Source organism: Streptomyces violaceusniger Tu 4113 (genome assembly GCF_000147815.2).
GTDB lineage: Bacteria > Actinomycetota > Actinomycetes > Streptomycetales > Streptomycetaceae > Streptomyces > Streptomyces violaceusniger_A.
The window spans coordinates 5,346,346-5,365,450 of the sequence record NC_015957.1; the positions used below are offsets into that span (position 1 = coordinate 5,346,346).

Genomic DNA, 19,105 nt, shown 5'->3' on the forward strand with positions numbered 1-19,105 from the left:
AGAACCGTCGGCTGCTCGCAGCGGTGGAGATGGCCAGGCTCAAGCTGTAGTAACCGGTTGTCGTGAGACGGTAGGCGGTACGGGAACGCCGAGCAAGAGGCATCGATGAGTTTGTTACGCCGGCCTGTCGGCAGAGTGAGTTGCGGATGTCCGAAGTCGCGGTCTCTCGGACCACATTTGCCCAGACGAGAGCGATCTACAGGGAGAAGAGCCAAGGCCGTCCAGGCGCCTGACACGGCGACAGAAGTGAATCGCAAGGGGGTAGAAATCGTTTCCGAAACAAAGCTTCCTGGCCCGAGCGGCCGTCCCTTCCGACCGCTCGGGACCTCGCGCCCTTCCGAAGGGGGCCTTGCCCCGGAGTCATCCCTGCCGCTCTGGTGGACGTACGGACTGCCGTACGACCACGTGTGTGCCCAGCACGAATTGGTCACCGTCGCCGCCCCGGCGACCGGCGCCGCCCTCACGCCGGTCGGCCACCGCGCGCAGTGCGACGCGGCCCATCTCTTCGTACGGCACGTGCACAGTGGTCAGCTTCGGGGTCAGCTGGGAAGCCAGCGGAATATCGTCGTAGCCGACGACGGAGATGTCCTCGGGCACCCGCAGCCCGGCCGAGCGCAGTGCTTGCATGGCGCCGGCGGCGACCACGTCGGTGCCCGCGAGGATCGCCGTGAAGGGCGGCCCCTGCTCCAGGCTGTGCTCGACCGCCCGGAGGCCGTGCTCGAAGTCGTACGGTCCGTGGTGCACCATGTCCTGCCGGAACGGCACGCCGTACGCCTCGAAGGCCCGGTGCGCCCCGTTCAACCGCCCCTGTGCGGTGGTGAGTTCCGCAGGTCCGGGAAGTACGAGGACGTGCCGGTGGCCCGCCGACAGCAGATGGCTGGCCATTGCGTAGGCTCCGCCCTCGTTGTCGTAGTCGACTGTCGTCGCCGGGGCGTCTCCCTTCAGGGCGGGTCGGCCCACGAGGACCAGGTGAGAGCCCGCCGAGTCGAGGGAACGGGCGAACCGGGCCATGCGCAGCTGGTACTCCTCGAAGTCGTAGGCTCCCCCGAGCAGGACGACCGCAGTGACTCCTTGCCGACGCATGAGGTTGACCAGTGCGAGTTCCCGTTCGGGGTCATCGCCAGTGGTGCCGACCAGTGTCAGCCAGCCGCGCAGGGAGGCGGCGCCTTCGACGCCCTTGGCCACGTGGGCGAAGGCGGCGCCAGTGATGTGGTTGATGAGGATGGCCACTGTCGGTGTGCCTCCGCCGGCCAGAGACCGAGCGTGCGCGTTGGTGACATAGTCCAGTTCACGGACGACCTTCATCACCCGGCGGCGCAGGTCGTCGGAAACCGGATAGTTGCCGGACAGTACGCGCGAGACGCTGGCGACCGAAACGCCCGCCCGCTCCGCGACGTCCCGAATCGTGGCCGGTCCGGCGTCCGCCGACGTCCTGCGCTGACTCACTTGGTGAGCTCCTTCACCGTAGCGGTTCCTTCTCCGGACGGGCCTCGGCCCGGGCCCCGCCTGCGCTGAAACCGTATCCCATTGCTTCCTCACGCCCGACCGGTCGACCGGCGGCTCAGGCGACTCGTGCCAGGTCCGACTCAGGCGACCCGTGCCAGGTCCGACCGACGCACCTCGCAGACCGTGGGGACGCCCGCGACCAGCCGTTCCAGCTCTTCGACGACCGTCCGGCCAAGGCGCTCCAGCTCATTGCCGAGCGAGCCGGCGACGTGCGGTGTCAGGAACACGTTGGGCAGCGTGTACAGCGGTGACTGTACGGGCAGCGGCTCGGGGTCGGTGACGTCCAGAACCGCCCCTATCCGGCCGGAGATCAACTGGTCGGTGAGTGCGTCGTGGTCCACCAGAGCCCCCCGGGACGTATTGATCAGCACACCGCCGTCCGGGATGAGTGCGAGCCGGGCGCGGTCGAGCATGTGGTGGGTCTCGGGGATGTCGGGTGCGTGGAGACTGACGATGTCGCTGTGCCGCAGAAGCTCCTCCAGCTCCATCGATCGGGCACCCAGGGTGGCGGCCTCGGCGGCGTCCACGTACGGGTCGTACAGGGAGACCGCGAAGTCGAACGGCCGCAGCAACTCCAACAGACGCCGGCCCACGCGCGAGGCGCCGATGACGCCCACCCGGCGACCGAGGTTGCCGACTCCGGCGGTCTGGCCGGACGAGGGCGGCAGCCGAACGGCGCGGAATCGTTCCCGGTGACCGAGGACGTCCTTGCCGGTGAGAAGGATCATGGCCAGCGTGTACTCCGCCACCGGCAGCGCGTTGGCGGCCACGGCGCTGGAGACAGCGACCCCGCGCTGCCACAGCGCCTCGCCGACCAAGGATCGGACGGAGCCGGCGGCGTGCAGCACGGCACGCAGCCGGGGGGCGGCTGCCAGGACGCCCTCGTCGAGAGGGAGGCAGCCCCAACCGGTGATCAGGACTTCGGCCTGCGCCAGAGCCGGGGCCGCGACGGGATCGGCGAAGTCTCGTACGACGAGCTGCGTGTCAATCAGCGCGGACTGTCGCAGCCGGTCCATCAACGGCGGCGGAAACAGCAGGGGAAGGTGTACGGGGTCCATGGCGAAGACGGCCCTGAGTGGCTGGGCACTGGGCATGAGGCTCCTGACGCGTAACGGGCAAGAAACCCTTTCTGAAAGCGCATTCCACCGTAGATCCGTGCCCGCGTGTCGGTCAATCTTGGGCGGGCAGCTACGCCGCCTTGTCCACGCGCCGACTCCTCTTGAACTGCCGGCCCGCCCCATACCCTCACGCCCACCGCCGCCCCGGCCGTCCGACTCGGCCGTCCGACTCGGCCCGCGCCCTCTTCGACCTGCGTAATCAGCGCATTTCAGTGCGCCGGCCCGCCCTCGAACCAAGGACCGCCCGCTTCTCACAGGTTCCCGGAAAGTTGACCGGAAGCCTTGACGTCGCCGACTCACGGCTGGATGCTCTGGGCCGTCGTTCGTAGAAATCGTTTGCTACCCAAACATCTGGATGGACGAGCCCTCCCCCGGTCTTGCGCCGCTCCCTGAACGAAGGTGAGACACCCATGCGCGCCCACACCGGTATCCCTCGCAGCCGCCGCAAGTTCCCCGCGCTGTCGGCTGACGGGGCCGCAGCGGGGGCTGCGGCCCTGAGCGGTTGCGCGGTGCAGGTGTCCACAGGGCGTCGGTGGGCCCGGCGAAACCGTCACGCTGATGGCCGAGCCCGACGACCTCGCTCGCCCTCTGAACCCGTCCTGCTCCACCTGCCGGCCGTGGTGCCGCCACCACCTCTTGCCCTTTCTCGGATCGGAGTTCCGCATGAACACGCCCCAGTCCCGCCGTGCCGTCCTCCAAGCGGCCGGCGCCACCGCCCTCGCGGCGGGGCTCACCCAGCTCACTGCCACAGCGGCCGGGGCGCAGGAACCCGCGGGCGGCCGGGCCCGGCTGGTCACCTATCCCGTACCGGCCGGAGCCCCGGTCAAAACGGACAGTTTTGCTGTCAAGGTACGTACTGCCAGAGGCAGTTGGCAGACCCTCGGCGTCTACCGGCCCACCCTCGCCGAGATCAACCCCACCACCGGCAGCAAGAAGCAGTTCAACTCCTCCCTCGCCTGCTTCGACTTCTCGGGCGAGGTGGAGGTCGAGGTGACGTACATCAAGGGCGGTGTGAAGCCGGTGCGGGTGCGGCCGGACTCCTACGGCATCGAGCCGGAGGTCCGCGGCGACACGCTGCGGTTCACGCTGGACAGACCGCGCAAGGTCGTCATCCAGGTCAACGACGACCTCTTCGACTGCCTCCATCTGTTCGCCCGCGAGATCGAGCGGCGCCGGCCGAAGGAGCACGACCCCGACGTGCTCTACTTCGGCCCCGGCGTACACACCACTGCCGACGGCTACCTCGACGTACCCTCCGGCAAGACGGTCTACGTGCACGGCGGCGCGGTCCTCAAGGCGACAGTCCGTTTCAAGGACGTACGGGACGCCGGACTCGCCGGCCGCGGGGTGCTCGCCGGGACCACCGCGGGCGGGGTACTCGTGGAGGGGTCGAGCGGCATCTCCGTCGGCGGCGTCACCATGCTCAACCCGAACGGCTATGCCGTCCAGGTCGGCCAGTCCTCCGACGTCTCCATCAAGGACATGGCGGCCTTCAGCTCCAAGGGCTGGGGCGACGGTATCGACGTCTTCTCCAGCACCGACGTCACGATCGACGGCGTCTTCATGCGTAACTCCGACGACTGCATCGCCATCTACGCCCACCGCTGGGAGTACTACGGCGACACCAAGAACATCACCGTGCGCGACTCCACCCTCTGGGCGGACGTCGCCCACCCCGTCAACGTGGGCACACATGGCAACACCGACAATCCCGAGGTCGTGGAGAACCTCGTCTTCGAGAATCTCGACATCTGCGACCACCGCGAGCCCCAGATGGGCTACCAGGGCTGTATCGCCCTCAACGCCGGTGACAGCAACCTGATCAGGAACGTGCGGGTCGACAGCGTCCGGGTCGAGGACTTCCGCTGGGGCCAGCTCATCCACATGCGGGTCATGTACAACAGGAAGTACAACACCTCCGTCGGCCGCGGCATCGAGAACGTGTACGTCAAGGACGTCTCCTACAGCGGCAAGCCGCTCGCGACCTGCATGGTGCTGGGCTACGACGCCGACCACCCGGTCAAGGACGTCACGTTCGAGAATCTTGTCGTGAACGGCACGGTCATCGCGGACTCGATGAAGAAGCCGAGCTGGTATCTCACCACCGACTTCGTCCCGATGCACGCCAACGAGCACGTGACGAACCTGCGGTTCCTCACCACCGCCGAGGCCGAGGCGGCCACCGCGTCATGACCGCACCTGCCCCCAGCCGCCGAGGATTCCTCGGCGGCACGGCGGCCCTGCTGCTGGCGTCGGGAGCGAGCGGACTGCTCGCGCCCGGCTCAGCCCGGGCCGCCGGCGACAAGACGGGGTCCCGCTCCTTCACGCACCCCGGACTCCTGCACACCGCGGCCGACCTCGCCCGCATGAAGGCTGCAGTCGCCGCCGAGGAGCCGCCCGTCCACGACGGCTACCTGTCCTTCGCGGCCCACTCACGCTCCCAGGCGACGTACGCCGTCCGCAACACCGGCCAGATCACCACCTGGGGCCGCGGCCCCGGCAACCACATGAGCGAGGCCGTCGCCGACTCGGCCGCCGCCTACCAGAACGCCCTGATGTGGTGCGTGACCGGCGACCGCGCCCACGCCGACAAAGCTCGCGACATCCTCAACGTCTGGTCCGCCTCGCTGACCGGCATCACCGGTGCGGACGGTCCACTCGGCGCGGGGCTCCAGGGGTTCAAGTTCGTCAACGCCGCCGAGCTTCTGCGCTACAGCGACTACGAAGGCTGGACGAACGCGGACATCGCACGCTGCGAGGAGTCCTTTCTCACCGTCTGGTATCCGGCGGTCTCCGGCTACTCGCTGTACGCCAACGGCAACTGGGACCTCACCTCCGTCCAGACCATCGCCGCCATCGGCGTGTTCTGCGAGGAACGCACCCTCTTCGAGGACGCCCTGCGCTTCACGGCGGTCGGCGCGGGCAACGGCAGCGTCGCACACCGCATCGTCACTGACGTCGGCCAGGGCCAGGAGAGCGGCCGCGATCAGGGCCACGAACAGCTCGCGGCCGGTCTCCTCGCCGACACCGCCCAGGTCGCCTGGAACCAGGGCGTCGATCTGTGGGGATTCGACGGGAACCGCATCCTGGCGAACTTCGAGTACGCCGCGCGCTACAACCTCGGCGGCGACGTACCGTTCGTGCCCGACCTGGACCGCACCGGCAAGTACCTCAAGACGGCCGTCTCCGACAAGCAGCGTGGCACCCTCCCGCCTATCTACGAGATGGCGTACGCGCACTACGCGGGTGTCCACGGTCTCCAGGCTCCGTACACCAGGGACGCCGTCTTCCGCGGCACCGGCGGGGCCCGCGTGGTGGAGGGCAGCAACGACGACCTGCCGGGCTTCGGCACCTTCACCTACGCCGACACCACGGCGCCGGAGGCGACGGTGCCATCCGTCCCGGCCACGGTCACCGCGGTCGGCGACAACCATGCCGTCACCGTCTCCTGGCTGGCGTCCGCATGGGCGACCAGCTACACCGTTCACCGCGCCACCCGGCCCGAGGGACCGTACACACCGCTCACCTCCAGCGTCGAGTCCGTCGGGTACATCGACCGGGAGGTGCACCGGGGCCGCACCTATCACTACCGCGTCAGCGCGGCCAACTCCACGGGTCGCAGCGACACCTCGGCCGAAGCCACCGCGGTCGCGGGGCTTCCCGGGCCCTGGAGGTCCCAGGACGTGGGGGACGTACGCATCCCCGGCGCGGCGGTCTTCGACGGCGAGCGCTTCGTTCTGGAGGCGAGCGGCACGTCCGACACCGGTCAGCTGGTTTACCTGCCTCTGCGCGGCGACGGCACCGTCACCGCGCGGATCGTGTTTCCGCTCAGCTCCCAGTACGCCAAAATCGGGGTAACCCTCCGCGACTCCCCCGACGCGGATGCCGCGCACGCCGCCATGGTGATCCAGGGGTTGCCGCTGCATACCTGGAGCGGTGTGTGGACGGTACGCCCGTCGACCGGGGCGGAGGTGTCGGCCTCGGGCGGCACTCCGGTGCCGCCCTCACAGCAGCAGGCGATCACCACCGCGGCGTCGTTCCCGATCTCCGATCTCGGTGCCCTGCCCGAGTCCGCGACCCCGCTGGAAGCCCCGTACGTCGAGGGCGCGGGCGACGGCTACCGACTGCGGGCACCGTACTGGGTAAGCGTCACCCGCAAGGGCCGGCGCTGCACCGGGGCGATCTCCCCGGACGGCATCCGCTGGACCGAGGTCGGCTCCAGCGAGGTGCGGCTGAGCGACACCGTGTACGCGGGGCTCGTCCTCACCTCGTGTCTGGGCGTCGAGGAGGAGTACGCGGAGACCGGCACCGGCGCCTTCGACAACGTCCGCGTGACCTCCGGGTCCGGTGCCGTGTGGGCCGTGCCGCGCCCCATCCGGGCCGCCGCCGACCTGCGTGCGGTCACCGGCGCCGACGCGATCGAGCTGTCCTGGACAGACTTGGACCTCTCTGCACGGTATACAGTGCTGCGCGCCGAGACCGCCCACGGCCCCTACCGCACACTCGCCACCGACGTCGGTTCCGTCGGCTTCGGCACGCGCGTCCGGTACACCGATGCCACGGGCAAGCCCGGCCGGACCTACCACTACACCGTCGCGAAGACCAACAGCAGCGGAAGCGGCCCCCGCGCGAAGCCCGCGAGCGCCACCATGCCGAGACCCCACAAACCGGAACTCACCGCCGACGGGGCCGCGTTCGCCAACCGAGGTGAGCCTTTCCGGCTGCTTCTGGACGCCTCCCACGAACCCGTGCGCTATACCGCCCACGGCCTGCCCAAGGGCCTGACGACCGACTTTCGCACCGGGCTCGTTCATGGAACGCCAAGACAGACGGGGGAGTTCACCGTCACCACCACCGCGGGCAACGCGGCGGGCACCGCGCGCGGCTCTCTGAAGCTCACCGTCGGCACTCCCCCGCCCAAGCCGTGGACCTACGGCGACCTCGGCGACGTGATCCAGGCCCCGCGCGCCTACGGCACGTTCGGAGTGGTGTCGATCCGTACACCCGGCAGCACGGCGTACGACGGCGGAACGTTCGCCGTGCGCGGTTCGGGCACCGACCTCAACGTCAACGGTCAGGGCATGACCGGGCAGTTCGTCCGCCGGCCCGTTACCGGCGACTGCGAGGTGACCGCACGGCTCCTCTCCCGCACCGGAGCCCCCGCCGACCATGTGGGCCTGCTGATGGCCAAGTCCCTGAACCCCTTCGACCAGGCGGCGGGCGCCATCGTCTCCGGTGGGACCGAGGCGCGGCTCATGCTCCGAACAAAGGTGGCCGGCGTCTCTGCCTTCTCCGGCTCCGCTCCCGTCACCACCCCCTGTCACCTGCGGCTGAAGCGCACCGGGACCGCCTTCACCGCATACGCCTCCACCGATGACGGCGTCAGCTGGACCTCCCTCGCCTCTGGCGACATCCCCGGCTTCGGCGACGCCCCCTACTACGTGGGCCTCGTGGTCTGCTCCCGCGACCCCCTGACCCGCAGCACCTCCGAGTTCGACGAGGTGAGCACCACCCAGAGCTGATCCCCCCACACCGATTGGAGAAGCACAGCATGAGCCGTACTTCCTCCCACAGGCAAGACCGAAGCGGTGTGCTCAGCCGCCGGGGTCTGCTGAAGGCGGGCGGTGGCCTCACCGCCGCCGTGGCGCTGGGCTCCACGTTCGCCGCTGTCAGCGCGAACGGAGCCCCCGCGGCCTTCACCCACCCGGGCATGCTGCACAACGCGGGTGACATCAACCGCGCCAAGGTCAGGGTCGCCGCGGGCACGGACCCCTGGCTGTCCGGCTGGAACAGGCTGACCGCCAACTCCCACTCCCAGCCGACCTGGACGCCCAGGGCAACGGCAACGATCATCCGCGGAGGCACCGGGCAGAACTACAGCCTCCTCTACAACGACATCGCAGCCGCCTACCAGAACGCACTGCGCTGGCGGGTTGGCGGCACCGAGGCGAACGCTCAGTGCGCCGCCAACATCCTCAACGCCTGGTCGTCGACCCTCAGGACCGTCACCGGCAACGCGGACCGGTTCCTCGCGGCCGGCCTCTACGGCTGGCAGTTCGCCAACGCGGCGGAACTCATGCGGGGCTACCCCGCGTTCGACCTCGGCCGCTTCCAGGAGATGATGGCCAACATCTTCTATCCGCTCAACAACCAGTTCCTCAACAACCACAACGACGCCTGCATCACCAACTACTGGGCCAACTGGGACCTGTGCAACATGGCCTCGATCCTGGCCATCGGGATCCTCAACGAGGACAGCGCCAAGTACGAGCAGGCCGTCACCTACTTCACGTCGGGTGGGGGCAACGGCTCGATCGCGCACGCGGTGCCGTACCTGTACACCGACTCCGACGGATACGGCCTCGGCCAGTGGCAGGAGTCCGGACGCGACCAGGGCCACACCCTGATGGGCATGGGTCAGATGGGCGCGTTCTGCGAGATGGCCTGGAACCAGGGCGAAGACCTGTACTCCTACGACAACCGCCGCTTCATGAAGGCCGCCCAGTACGTCGCCAAGTACAACCTGGGCAACGACGTGCCCTTCACCACCTATACCTGGGGCACCGGGCAGAACTGCTCCCAGTCCGCACAGACAGTCATCTCCTCCGCGTCCCGCGGCCAGGCACGCCCGGTGTGGGCCATGCTCCACTACCACTACAACCGGCGCGTCAACCTGGACGACAAGTACATCTCGCAGATGTGCTTCTCAGTCGCTCCGGAGGGAGGAGGAGGTGACTACGGCACTGACAGCGGCGGCTACGACCAGCTCGGTTTCGGCACGCTGATGTACGCCAAGTAGGCGCCGAGGCGAAGGGTGCTGCCTCTCCCCCGCCAGTTCCGCACCGCATACCCCGCAATCGAATTGCCGACGAAGACGGGCTCGTCGGCGCCATGCACAAGCACGTGCGAGGCGCGGATGCGAGAGCGGAGCCGATCGTGCGCACAGACCTCGAACGGCAGGCCCGCATGGCCGGGGGTGAACACCGGTACGCGTACTCGGCGTCGGCAACACACCGCTGTAGCGGGGGCCTTGTCCCGGGCCCCCGCTACAGCGGGCTGGGCGGCATCACGGCAGGCCATGCGCAACGACGACACCCGTTTCACCGTCAACCGGGCTCAGTTCGACAACTCCGAGGAGACCCGCGAAAAGATCCGCGACCGCGTCCCGGCGGTCCGCAAGATCGAGCACACCATCGAATACCTGGGTTCTCAGCAAACACTCAGCGCAGTTGCTCGGCCAGTCCGACGATGATGCCCTCCGGGCCGCGGAGGTAGCAGAGCAGATAGCTGTCCTCGAACCGGGCGATCTCGCCGACGAGTTCGGCGCCGTGAGAGCGCAGGCGGGCAACGGTGTCCTCGATGTCGTCGACGGCAAACATGACGCGGTGCGTGCCCAGAGTGTTGTGCGGCCGGTTGCGCGGCCCGGCGCTGATCACCGCGGGGCTGCGGTACTTCGCCAGCTCGAGCCGGCTGTGACCGTCCGGGGTCCGGACCATCGCGATGTCACAGCGGACGCCGTCGAGTCCGGTGCACTGGTCGGCGAAGAGGCCCTCGACCTCCGCCCTGCCCTCCAGCTCCATACCGAGTTCCACGAAGAACGCGACAGCGGCATCCATGTCCTCGACGACGATGCCGACGTTGTCCATCCGCTGAATCGCCATGCTGGTTTCTCCCTATTCCTCGTGCGGCCGGTGGTGGCCGCTGATGTCCCTGGGACGGAGCCGGTGGCACGTTCTCGACATCCGCAGACCGCCGAACTCCGAAAGAGCTTCCGTCACCGTGACGCTTTCTCGGAACGGTAACTCCCACCCCACTTCACGCACCCCCTCTGACCTGGCCTTCCGAGGTATTCAAACACTCACTGAGGTTCGACGCGTCGAGGGCGGCGGTGGCTTCCTTCAGGGGCAGTACCGAGAGCATGGCGAGCCCCACGCCGCAGGCGTACAGGGGCGATCAGTGGCCCGGTCGCGTGCTCACTCGGTACTCGCGGGCCGGCTCTGACTGCTCCAGGTACACGGCCTCGGACGCGTGGCGCACGGCGCAGGACGCGACGTGTCCGGCGTGCTCCGCCATCGCCCGCAGACTCCGGTGGACGGTGGGTGTGGTCACCCCTGTGCGGCGCGCGACGGCTCCCAGCCGATGGGGGCCGCCGGGCTGGACGAGCGCTTCGAGGACCTCCATGGCCTTGTCGACGGGGCCCTTCACGAGTTCCTGGCTGACCGACCGGGTGTTGACCGCCTCCACCATGTCGCTTGTTGTTCAATGGAACGAATTCGTCAGGGGCGCACGGTGGACCGCGGCCGTCCCACTCGACGCGACGTCCTGCGGACCGGTGGTCTGCTGCTCGGAGCCCTCGGCGCTCCGGCGCTCCTGAGCGCGTGCGGCACGACGGCCGCCGCGGACGGGGCCGGCAACGTCCTGCGGGTTTCCCAGCCCGGCGACCCCAAGACGCTGGACCCGCAGAAACAGGGCGACATGGTGTCCATGAACGTCCTGATCAACATGTTCGACACACTCACCACCCGGGGCCGCGACAACCAGCTCCACCCCAGGCTCGCCCTCTCCTGGAAGGCCACCGACGCGCGCACCTGGCGCTTCGCGCTCCGCCCCGGGGTGACCTTCCACAACGGTGAGGCGTGCGACGCGCGGGCCGTCGCGTTCAGCATCGAGCGGCTGCTCGACCCCGCCACCAAGTCACCGATCGTCGAACTGCGCTACGTCAAGGGCGTCACCGTGGTCGACCGGCTCACCGTGGACGTGCACACCACCGTGCACGACCCGATCCTGCCCGCCAAGCTCTCCCTGTTCGGCGGAGTGGTCCTGCCGCCCCGCCACCTTGCGGAGGCGGGCGACGCCGCGTTCGCCGAACACCCCGTCGGCACCGGCCCCTTCACCTTCGTCGGCTGGCGGCGCGACCACGAACTGCGCATGCGCGCCTACGCCGACCACTGGAACGGACGGCCGGGCGTCGACGGTCTCGTCTTCAGCCCCGCGCCCAACGCCTCGTCCTCCCTCGCCGCCCTCCAGAGCGGCGGCGTCGACCTCGTCGCCGGACTCACCCCGGACGCCGCTCAGCAGCTCGACGGCTACTCCGGTGTCACGCTGGACGGCTACACGGGGATCCGCACGTCCTATCTGTCCCTGAACACCCTGGGCGTGGTGGCGGGCGGGTTCCTGTACACGGCGGGCTTCGGCCCGCAGGACCCGGTGACGGGCGAGATTCCGGAAGGCGTCGGGGCACAGACCGCACAGGTACTGCGCAATGTCGCCGCCGTGCTCGCCGAACAGGGGCTGACCCTGCGGGACGTGGTGAAGGTGACGACACATCTGCAGCATCTGAAGCGGGACTTCGCCGGGTACGACGCCGCCTACCGCGAGTTCTTCAGCGAGCCCTGTCCGGTGCGCACCACCGTCGGGTCGGATCTGATGGACATCCTGGTGGAGATCGACGTCGTGGCCGTCGTACCGGACACGGGCGGGACGTTCCATTGAATCGTCTATTCGTTCCGGATAATGGAACGGTGATGGGTTAAGCTGAGTGACATGCCGAAGCCGGTCAATACCCCCGCGAGCCACCGCGAGGATCCGCGTGCCGCCGCAAAGGGCCCTGTGGACAAGGCACTCGAGGTGCTGGACGCACTGGTCCAGCCCGATGCCCCGCATCGCCTGGCCGACCTCGCCGCCCGCACGGGGCTGCCGAAGCCGACCGTCCACCGTCTGCTGCAGACCTTCGCCGACGCCGGATACGCGATCCCGGGCCCCGGCGGCAGCTACCAGGCCGGACCGCGTCTGCTCGGGCTCGCCGCCACGACGATGGCGTCCAGCCGCGAGCTGCGGCTGGCCCGCCCGGTCCTGGACGACCTGCGGCAGCGCACCGGCCATCTGGCCCACTTCTCGGTGCGGGACGGGGCCGTGGCGGTGCATGTGACGCACTCGGAGCCGTCGTCCGCGTACCACATGGCGCCGACCGCGGGCGGCGAAGTCCCGCTGTACTGCTCGGCGGTGGGATGGGCGATGCTGTCGGCCCTTCCGTCGCCGATGGCGGCGGAGCTTCTGGGCAGCGAGCCTCTCCCGGCCCGTACGCCGCGGACGGCGACGGATCCGGGGACCGTGCTCGCGGCTCTGCCCGCCGTGCGCGAACAGGGCTACGCGGTCGACGACGAATACGCGGAGCAGGACGTCCGCGCCATCGCCGCCCCGGTGCTGGGACCGGGCGGGCAGGTCGCCGGCGCGGTCGGCATTGTCGGGCTGACGTTCACGCTGGATGAGGGGAGCGTGGCGATGCTGGGACCGATGGTGCGCGCCGCCGCCGGGGCGGTGTCGGCGGCGCTGCGCGGCGGCGCGGGGACGCTGGGGATCGTGCGGGGGCGGGAGTGAGCGGGGCCGCTAGCGGTCGGACCACCCCGGGGGCGGACCGGACGGGAACAGCCGGACCGCGCCCACCAGACGAACCCGCGCTGCTCGAAGGACTCCTGGCAGCAGGCCGCCGGACCGGGATCTACTCCGCGGCCGCCTGGTCGGTCGGCACCGCGGCCGGGCGGACGGTCCACGGGCATCTGGGGACCCGCAGTTGGGGCGGGGCGGAGCTGAACGGCACCGAGCTGTGGGACCTGGCCTCGGTGACGAAGCCGATCGTGGGTCTGGCCGCACTGCGGCTGGCGGAGGCGGGAGCGCTGCGCCTCGACGACACGGTCGGCGCGTATCTGCCGGAGTACCGCCGCGTGCCCGGCAAGGCGGACATCACCCTCACCCAGTTGCTCGCCCACACCTCAGGACTGCCCGGCGGTACCCCGCTGTGGCGTGCGCACTCCGACCGGGACGGGCTGCTGGCGGCCCTCCGTGAGCTGCCGATGCGCGGGGCGCCGGGCACGGTGGTGGAGTACTCGTCCGCGGGGTTCATCCTGCTCGGCCTGATCCTCGAACGGGCCGCCGCCACCGGTCTGGACGAGCTGGTCGCACAACAGGTGTGCGCGCCGCTGGGCATGCGCGAGACGGTGTTCGCGCCCGGCCCGGCGGCCCGCGAGCGCGCGGTCTCCACGGAGCTGTGCACCTGGCGCGGCCGCCTGGTGACCGGCCAGGTGCACGACGAGAACGCGGTGGTGCTCGGCGGAGTCTGTGGCCACGCCGGCCTGTTCGCGTCACTGTCCGACGTGGACCGGCTGGGCCGGGCGCTCGCGGCGGGCGGTGGCGGTCTGCTGAGCGCGCCCGGCTTCGCCCGGATGACCGCCTGCCATACGGAGGGTCTCCCGCTGCGCCGCTGCCTCGGCTGGCAGGGGCAGGACGCGGTGGGCTCGCCGGTCGGTACGGCGATGGGCCCGTCCTCGTACGGCCACACGGGCTTTACGGGGACGAGCCTGTGGGTGGAGCCGGGGGCGGACGGGGCGGAAGGCCGCTACTACGTCCTCCTCACCAACCGCGTCCACCCCAGCCGCGAGCCCCGCCGCTTCCCGGCGGTCCGCCGCGCCTTCCACCACCACGCTGCGGCGCTCGCCTGCGCAATGGACACGCTCTGACTCAGGCTCAGGTTTGTTGGATTTTGATAGGTGACATACGCGCCTGGCGTTCATGTACGTAGAGCTGTCTGCCTCACAACCGTACTGAACCCGCTCGTAGGCACGGCGTGATCAATACAGCCATGAACCACGGCGGCTGAATACCCCGGAGCACCATGTGGCTTTGTGGTTCGTTGTGTTGACACATGTCGTGATGAGTGTGACGGTGGCGGAGCTTGGTCCTGGCCTGGATGTGCACTGTTCGTTCTTCAACGGAAGTGAGACGCATGAGCTCAGGAATACGGCGCCGCAGCCTTCTGTCCGCGGCCGCTCTGGGAAGCACAGCCGGTTCGCTCGGTCTCTTGGTCCCGGCGTCGGCACAGCCGGTCCTCGGCGCCGAACCGTCCGCGGCCACGTTGCCCGCCGAGGACGGGTACGACCTGTGGCTGCGCTACCGGCGGGTGGAGGATCCCGGTCAACTCAAGCGATACCGGGCCGCGTTGGGGACCCTGGTCCGGCAGGGAGGCGGCCCGCTCCAGCAGTCGGCGGTGGAGGAGTTGGTCCGCGGGCTCAGCGGGCTGCTCGGTACCCGGGTGGCGCCACGCACCAGCGCCCCCTTGCACGCGGCACTTGTGGTGGGCACTCCGACGAGTTCCCCCCTGATCCGAGAGCTCGTCCCCGCGGCCGACGTGGCCGAGCTCGGCGACGAGGGCTATGTCGTCCGCCGGGTCACCCGGCGCGGCAGGGACTTCACCGTGGTGGCGGCCCACGCCGACCGCGGTGTGCTCTACGGTGCGTTCCACCTGCTGCGGCTCGTACAGACCCGACGGCCGCTGGAGCACGTCGATCTCACGGAGCGCCCGGCCGCCCCGCTGCGCATGGCCGACCACTGGGACAACGACGACGGTTCGATCGAGCGCGGCTATGCGGGCCGGTCCTTCTTCGACTGGAAGAAGCTGCCGCAACTCGACACCCGGTACACGGACTACGCACGGGTCCTGGCCTCGCTCGGCATCAACGGCGCCGTGATCAACAATGTCAACACGCCGGCGGACTACCTCGCCGAGCCGTTCCTGACCAAGCTGGCCGCCCTCGCCGGGGTGCTGCGCCGCTACGGCGTGGCGCTGTACGTCACGGCGAACTTCGCCGCCCCCATCGACCTGGGCGGGCTGAACACCGCCGACCCCTTCGACCCCGGAGTGCGCGGCTGGTGGACGAAGAAGGCCGAGGAGATCTACGGCAAGATCGAGGACTTCGGCGGCTTCCTGGTGAAGGCCAACTCCGAGGGCCGCCCCGGGCCGCTGGACTACGGACGCACCCACGCCGACGGGGCCAACCTGCTGGCGGGCGCGCTGAGACCGTACGGCGGGATCGTGATGTGGCGGGCGTTCGTGCACGACACTGACGAGAAGTGGGACCGGCAGGCCTACCTCGACTTCACGCCGCTGGACGGGAAGTTCGCGGACAACGCCGTGGTGCAGATCAAGAACGGGCCGATCGACTTCCAGGTCCGCGAACCCGCCCACCCGCTCTTCGGCTCGCTGCCACGTACCAACTCGATGATCGAACTCCAGGTGACACAGGAGTACACGGGGCACGCCACCCATCTGTGCTATCTGGTTCCGCAGTGGAAGGAAGTCCTGGACTTCGACACGCTGAAGGCCGGCGAGGGCAGCACCGTGGCCCATGTCGTGACCGGCCGGGTGCACTCCTACACGCACTTCGGATTCGCCGGGGTGATGAACTTCGGCGATGCCAGGAACTGGACCGGCTCACACCTGGCCGCCGCCAACACCCACGGCTACGGACGGCTGGCCTGGAACCCGGACCTGTCCGCGCAGGACCTGGCCGCCGAGTGGACCCGGATGACCTTCGGCAACGACCCGCACGTCATCGAGACGGTCTCCACCCTGCTGCTGGACTCCTGGCACACCTATGAGGACTACACCTCGCCGCTGGGCACGGGATACCTCACTCATCCGCCGGACGCCTCGGTGACCGGGCACTTCGACCCCAGCCCGACGACGACCTCCCAGTTCCACAAGTCGGACCGCGCGGGCATCGGCTACGACCGCACCGCCGCCACCGGCAACGGCTACACCGAGCTGTACGCGCAGGCGACACGGGACACCTACGAGTCGCTGGAGAACTGCCCCGAGGAGCTGCTCCTCTTCCTCCACCATGTCCCGTACACCCACCGGCTGGACAGCGGCACGACCGTGATCCAGCACATCTACGACACGCACTTCTCCGGCGCTGCGCGGGTGGCGGACATGCGCACGGACTGGGAGGGGCTGCGCCGCCGCGTCGACCACCGCCGGTTCACCGCTGTGCACCGCCGGTTCGGGGAGCAGATCACCGAGGCCGCCAAGTGGCGGGACACGCTGGTGGCCTACTGGTTCGACCTGAGCCGGATCCGCGACGAGCGCCGCGCCTGGCTCCAGGCGATCGTCGCCCCGGCCGACACCGTGCTGCTGGGCGGGGAGCGCAACGAGCTTCCGGTGCAGGTCCTCAACGCGACGGGCGCCGGGCTGCGCACGGTCACCACACTGGATGTGCCCGAGGGCTGGCGGTCCGAGGAGGCTACCGCTTACGTGGCCTCGCGGGAGGGCGCGACGGTGAAGATGCCCGTCGTGCCGCCGCCGACGCCCGCGCTCGCCACCCTGCACGCGCGCCCGAGGTCGGGCGTGGTGCCGGTGCTCGACTCCTCGCTGCGCAGCCTGGCCAGGGCCGTCGTCGTGCCGCCCGCCGCCCGATGCGTACACGCACTGGACGCCGGGCCCGACTCGGCGCCGCTGCTGAAGGACTACACGCGGCTCTCACCGTCGAGCAGTTGGCACGAGGGCGCCGGCTTCGGCTGGGTCGGCAACACGCCCGACGCCACGGACACCGGGCTCTTCGATGTCGTCCGCCGGGACTACGTCCGCGACAGCGCCCCGACCGTGCTGCGGCTGAAGCTGCCCGCCGGACGCTGCACCGCCCATCTGCTCACCGGCGACCCCAACACCCTCAACAGGTCGCTGATCGTCCGGGTGGACGGCAGCGAGAAGGCCCGGAGCGAGCAGCTCGACGGCCGGGAGTTCGCCTGGCTCCGGATCCCGCTGGACGGCGGGTCCTCCGGACGCGAGGTGGACCTGGAGCTGTCCGCGAAGGAGGACGAGACCTGGCATCTCAGCGCCTGCGTGGTAGTGGCGGACGACCAGCGGCCGTCCTAGCCTCGCTGCTCACAGGGGCCCGTCGGCTTGCTGACGGGCCCTTTGGCGCGTGTCGCCGGCCTCTCGGAGCCTGGGCCGGTTGAGCGCCGGCCGCCGCGCCGGGTGTGCGCCTTCCAGGCGGCCCGCGGTGCGGTCGAGGCGGAACTCCGGACACCTCCAGATGTTGACGGACAGCGGGGTGCTGAGCGCGACGCCCGCCGGGCTCTGGGCGGGGAGGGTGGCGTCGTCCGACTCGCGGTTCCACTGCAACGCCTTGTTCTGACCACCCATGTGCAGGTCCATGCCGTTGTCGTTGATGTCGGGGCTTGGGAGCGCTCCCACTCGGCACTGTAGCCCACGCATGACAAACCCGGAAGGCCGGACGCCGTCTCGGATGAGGGAGCCGCGGGCGTGGGGCACGAGGGGCGTTGACGCCACCGCAAGCGCTTGCTAGCTTGCCGATTCGCATGACGCTCCGTCACACATCAGGTCCATGTATCCCTGGTCTTTGTTGATGAGAGACATTCAGCAATCGCTCTCATGTGCTGTCTGTCGACTCCACGGCAGCTCCCCCACATCAGGAGGTCTCAGCGCCATGAAGCACTCTCGGACATTCCCCCGCGCCCTCGTCGCCGCGGCGGCGGCCGTGGTCGCGTCAGCGGGTCTGCTCGCCGTCCATCCGCCCGTCTCGCGGGCGCAGTCCGCGGCCTTCGACGCCGATGACTTGTTCGTGTCACCGAAGGGCAGTGCCGACGCCCCCGGAACGGAGTCCTCTCCGACCACACTCGCCTCGGCGATCACCCGCATCACCCCGGGCGGCACGATCTACGTGCGCGGCGGGGCCTACAGCCTCTCGCAGACGGTCACCATCGCACCGGGCAACAACGGCACGTCGAGCGCCCGCAAGGAGCTGATCGCCTACCCCGGCGAGGCCCCGGTGCTGAACTTCTCGGCCATGAGCGAGGATCCGGCGAACCGCGGGCTCGCCCTCAACGGGTCGTTCTGGCACCTGTCCGGCCTCACCGTCGAACGGGCCGGTGACAACGGGATCTTCGTCGGTGGCAGCAACAACGTCATCGAGCGCACGGTGACTCGCTTCAACCGTGACACGGGGCTCCAGGTCTCGCGCATCGCCTCCAGTACTCCCCACGACCAGTGGCCGTCGAACAACCTCGTCCTGAGCTCGGAGTCGCACGACAACGCCGACTCCGACGGCGAGGACGCCGACGGATTCGCGGCGAAGCTCACGGTCGGCCCCGGGAACGTGTTCCGCTACGACGTGTCCCACCACAACATCGACGACGGCTGGGACCTCTACACCAAGAAGGACACCGGCCCCATCGGCCCGGTGACCATCGAGGACTCCCTCTCCTACGGCAACGGCACCCTCTCGGACGGCACCCAGAACTCCAACGGCGACCGCAACGGCTACAAGCTCGGCGGCTCGGACATCACCGTCGACCACGTCATCCGGCGCAGCATCGCGTACCACAATGGCAAGCACGGGTTCACCTACAACAGCAATCCCGGCCATATGTCGGTGTCGGGCAACGTCGGCATCGACAATGGGCAGCGCAACTTCTCGTTCGACGGCGGCACTTCGGTGTTCCGGGACAATGTGTCGTGCCGCGGCGGCAGCAGCGGCACGAAGGACCGCATCATCGGTGACGCCGACGATTCGAACCAGTTCTGGTCCGGTACGAACGGATCCCGGTGCTCGTCGTACACCGGCGCGCTGAAGTGGTCCTTCGCCGCGGACGGCAGCCTCCGCGTGTCCTTCGGCGGCTAGGCCGTC

The 19,105-nt window shown here is 69.4% G+C and carries 12 protein-coding genes and 3 pseudogenes; 10 read left to right on the forward strand and 5 right to left on the reverse strand.

All coding sequences use genetic code 11. The features are described from left to right. Nucleotides 1-360 precede the first annotated feature (360 nt). Entirely contained in the window at nt 361-1,446 is a 1,086-nt protein-coding gene (locus STRVI_RS22075; RefSeq protein WP_014057852.1) for a LacI family DNA-binding transcriptional regulator, read from the reverse strand. Nucleotides 1,447-1,586: 140 nt separating this feature from the next. After that, the gene (locus STRVI_RS22080; protein WP_014057853.1) at nt 1,587-2,600 is read right to left on the reverse strand and encodes a hydroxyacid dehydrogenase; all 1,014 of its coding nucleotides are present in this window, start codon (nt 2,598-2,600) and stop codon (nt 1,587-1,589) included. A 687-nt stretch (nt 2,601-3,287) separates the two neighbouring features. Here STRVI_RS22080 and STRVI_RS22085 point away from each other — a divergent pair. The 4 genes from STRVI_RS22085 to STRVI_RS55615 all read left to right on the forward strand — a co-directional run bounded on the left by STRVI_RS22085 (nt 3,288) and on the right by STRVI_RS55615 (nt 9,876). Then, nucleotides 3,288-4,817, forward strand: a complete 1,530-nt coding sequence (locus STRVI_RS22085) for a glycosyl hydrolase family 28 protein (protein ID WP_014057854.1) — start codon at nt 3,288-3,290, stop codon at nt 4,815-4,817. Then, on the forward strand, nt 4,814-8,146 hold the full coding sequence (locus STRVI_RS22090) for an alginate lyase family protein (RefSeq protein ID WP_014057855.1): 3,333 nt from the start codon (nt 4,814-4,816) through the stop codon (nt 8,144-8,146). The genes STRVI_RS22085 and STRVI_RS22090 overlap by 4 nt, the downstream gene beginning before the upstream one ends. 29 nt (nt 8,147-8,175) lie before the next feature. Continuing rightward, complete coding sequence (locus tag STRVI_RS22095) at nt 8,176-9,423, forward strand: alginate lyase family protein (protein WP_014057856.1); 1,248 nt, start codon at nt 8,176-8,178, stop codon at nt 9,421-9,423. Between the two features lie 117 nt (nt 9,424-9,540). Then, nucleotides 9,541-9,876 (forward strand): DUF6192 family protein, encoded by a 336-nt coding sequence (locus STRVI_RS55615; RefSeq protein WP_286012059.1) that lies wholly within the window; start codon nt 9,541-9,543, stop codon nt 9,874-9,876. Here STRVI_RS55615 and STRVI_RS22100 read toward each other — a convergent pair. Together STRVI_RS22100 and STRVI_RS22105 are read right to left on the reverse strand one after the other, a co-directional pair. Continuing rightward, nucleotides 9,845-10,285 carry a VOC family protein gene (locus STRVI_RS22100; RefSeq protein WP_014057859.1) on the reverse strand — a complete coding sequence of 147 codons (441 nt, stop codon included), beginning with the start codon at nt 10,283-10,285 and terminating at the stop codon, nt 9,845-9,847. The genes STRVI_RS55615 and STRVI_RS22100 overlap by 32 nt on opposite strands. A gap of 202 nt (nt 10,286-10,487) precedes the next feature. Then, nucleotides 10,488-10,871: pseudogene (locus STRVI_RS22105) on the reverse strand (helix-turn-helix domain-containing protein); the annotation flags it as partial. Nucleotides 10,872-10,886: 15 nt separating this feature from the next. Between STRVI_RS22105 and STRVI_RS56425 the strand changes: the two are divergent. The 5 genes and pseudogenes from STRVI_RS56425 to STRVI_RS22125 form a co-directional block, all read left to right on the forward strand. Further along, nucleotides 10,887-11,777: pseudogene (locus STRVI_RS56425) on the forward strand (ABC transporter substrate-binding protein); the annotation flags it as partial. Then, on the forward strand, nt 11,760-12,116 hold the full coding sequence (locus STRVI_RS56430; protein WP_435532619.1) for a RidA family protein: 357 nt from the start codon (nt 11,760-11,762) through the stop codon (nt 12,114-12,116). The pseudogene STRVI_RS56425 and the gene STRVI_RS56430, both read left to right, overlap by 18 nt. A 51-nt stretch (nt 12,117-12,167) precedes the next feature. Continuing rightward, nucleotides 12,168-13,001, forward strand: coding sequence for an IclR family transcriptional regulator (locus STRVI_RS22115; protein WP_014057861.1), 834 nt, complete (start codon nt 12,168-12,170; stop codon nt 12,999-13,001). Next, complete coding sequence (locus STRVI_RS22120) at nt 12,998-14,137, forward strand: serine hydrolase domain-containing protein (protein WP_014057862.1); 1,140 nt, start codon at nt 12,998-13,000, stop codon at nt 14,135-14,137. Before STRVI_RS22115 ends, STRVI_RS22120 begins: the two co-directional genes overlap by 4 nt. A gap of 266 nt (nt 14,138-14,403) precedes the next feature. Beyond that, complete coding sequence (locus STRVI_RS22125) at nt 14,404-17,331, forward strand: alpha-glucuronidase family glycosyl hydrolase (RefSeq protein WP_014057863.1); 2,928 nt, start codon at nt 14,404-14,406, stop codon at nt 17,329-17,331. Between the two features lie 111 nt (nt 17,332-17,442). Here STRVI_RS22125 and STRVI_RS48350 read toward each other — a convergent pair. Beyond that, nucleotides 17,443-17,634, reverse strand: a pseudogene (locus tag STRVI_RS48350) (hydrolase); the annotation flags it as partial. Nucleotides 17,635-17,905: 271 nt separating this feature from the next. Here STRVI_RS48350 and STRVI_RS22135 point away from each other — a divergent pair. Further along, nucleotides 17,906-19,099, forward strand: coding sequence for a right-handed parallel beta-helix repeat-containing protein (locus STRVI_RS22135; protein WP_014057864.1), 1,194 nt, complete (start codon nt 17,906-17,908; stop codon nt 19,097-19,099). Nucleotides 19,100-19,105: the final 6 nt, after the last annotated feature.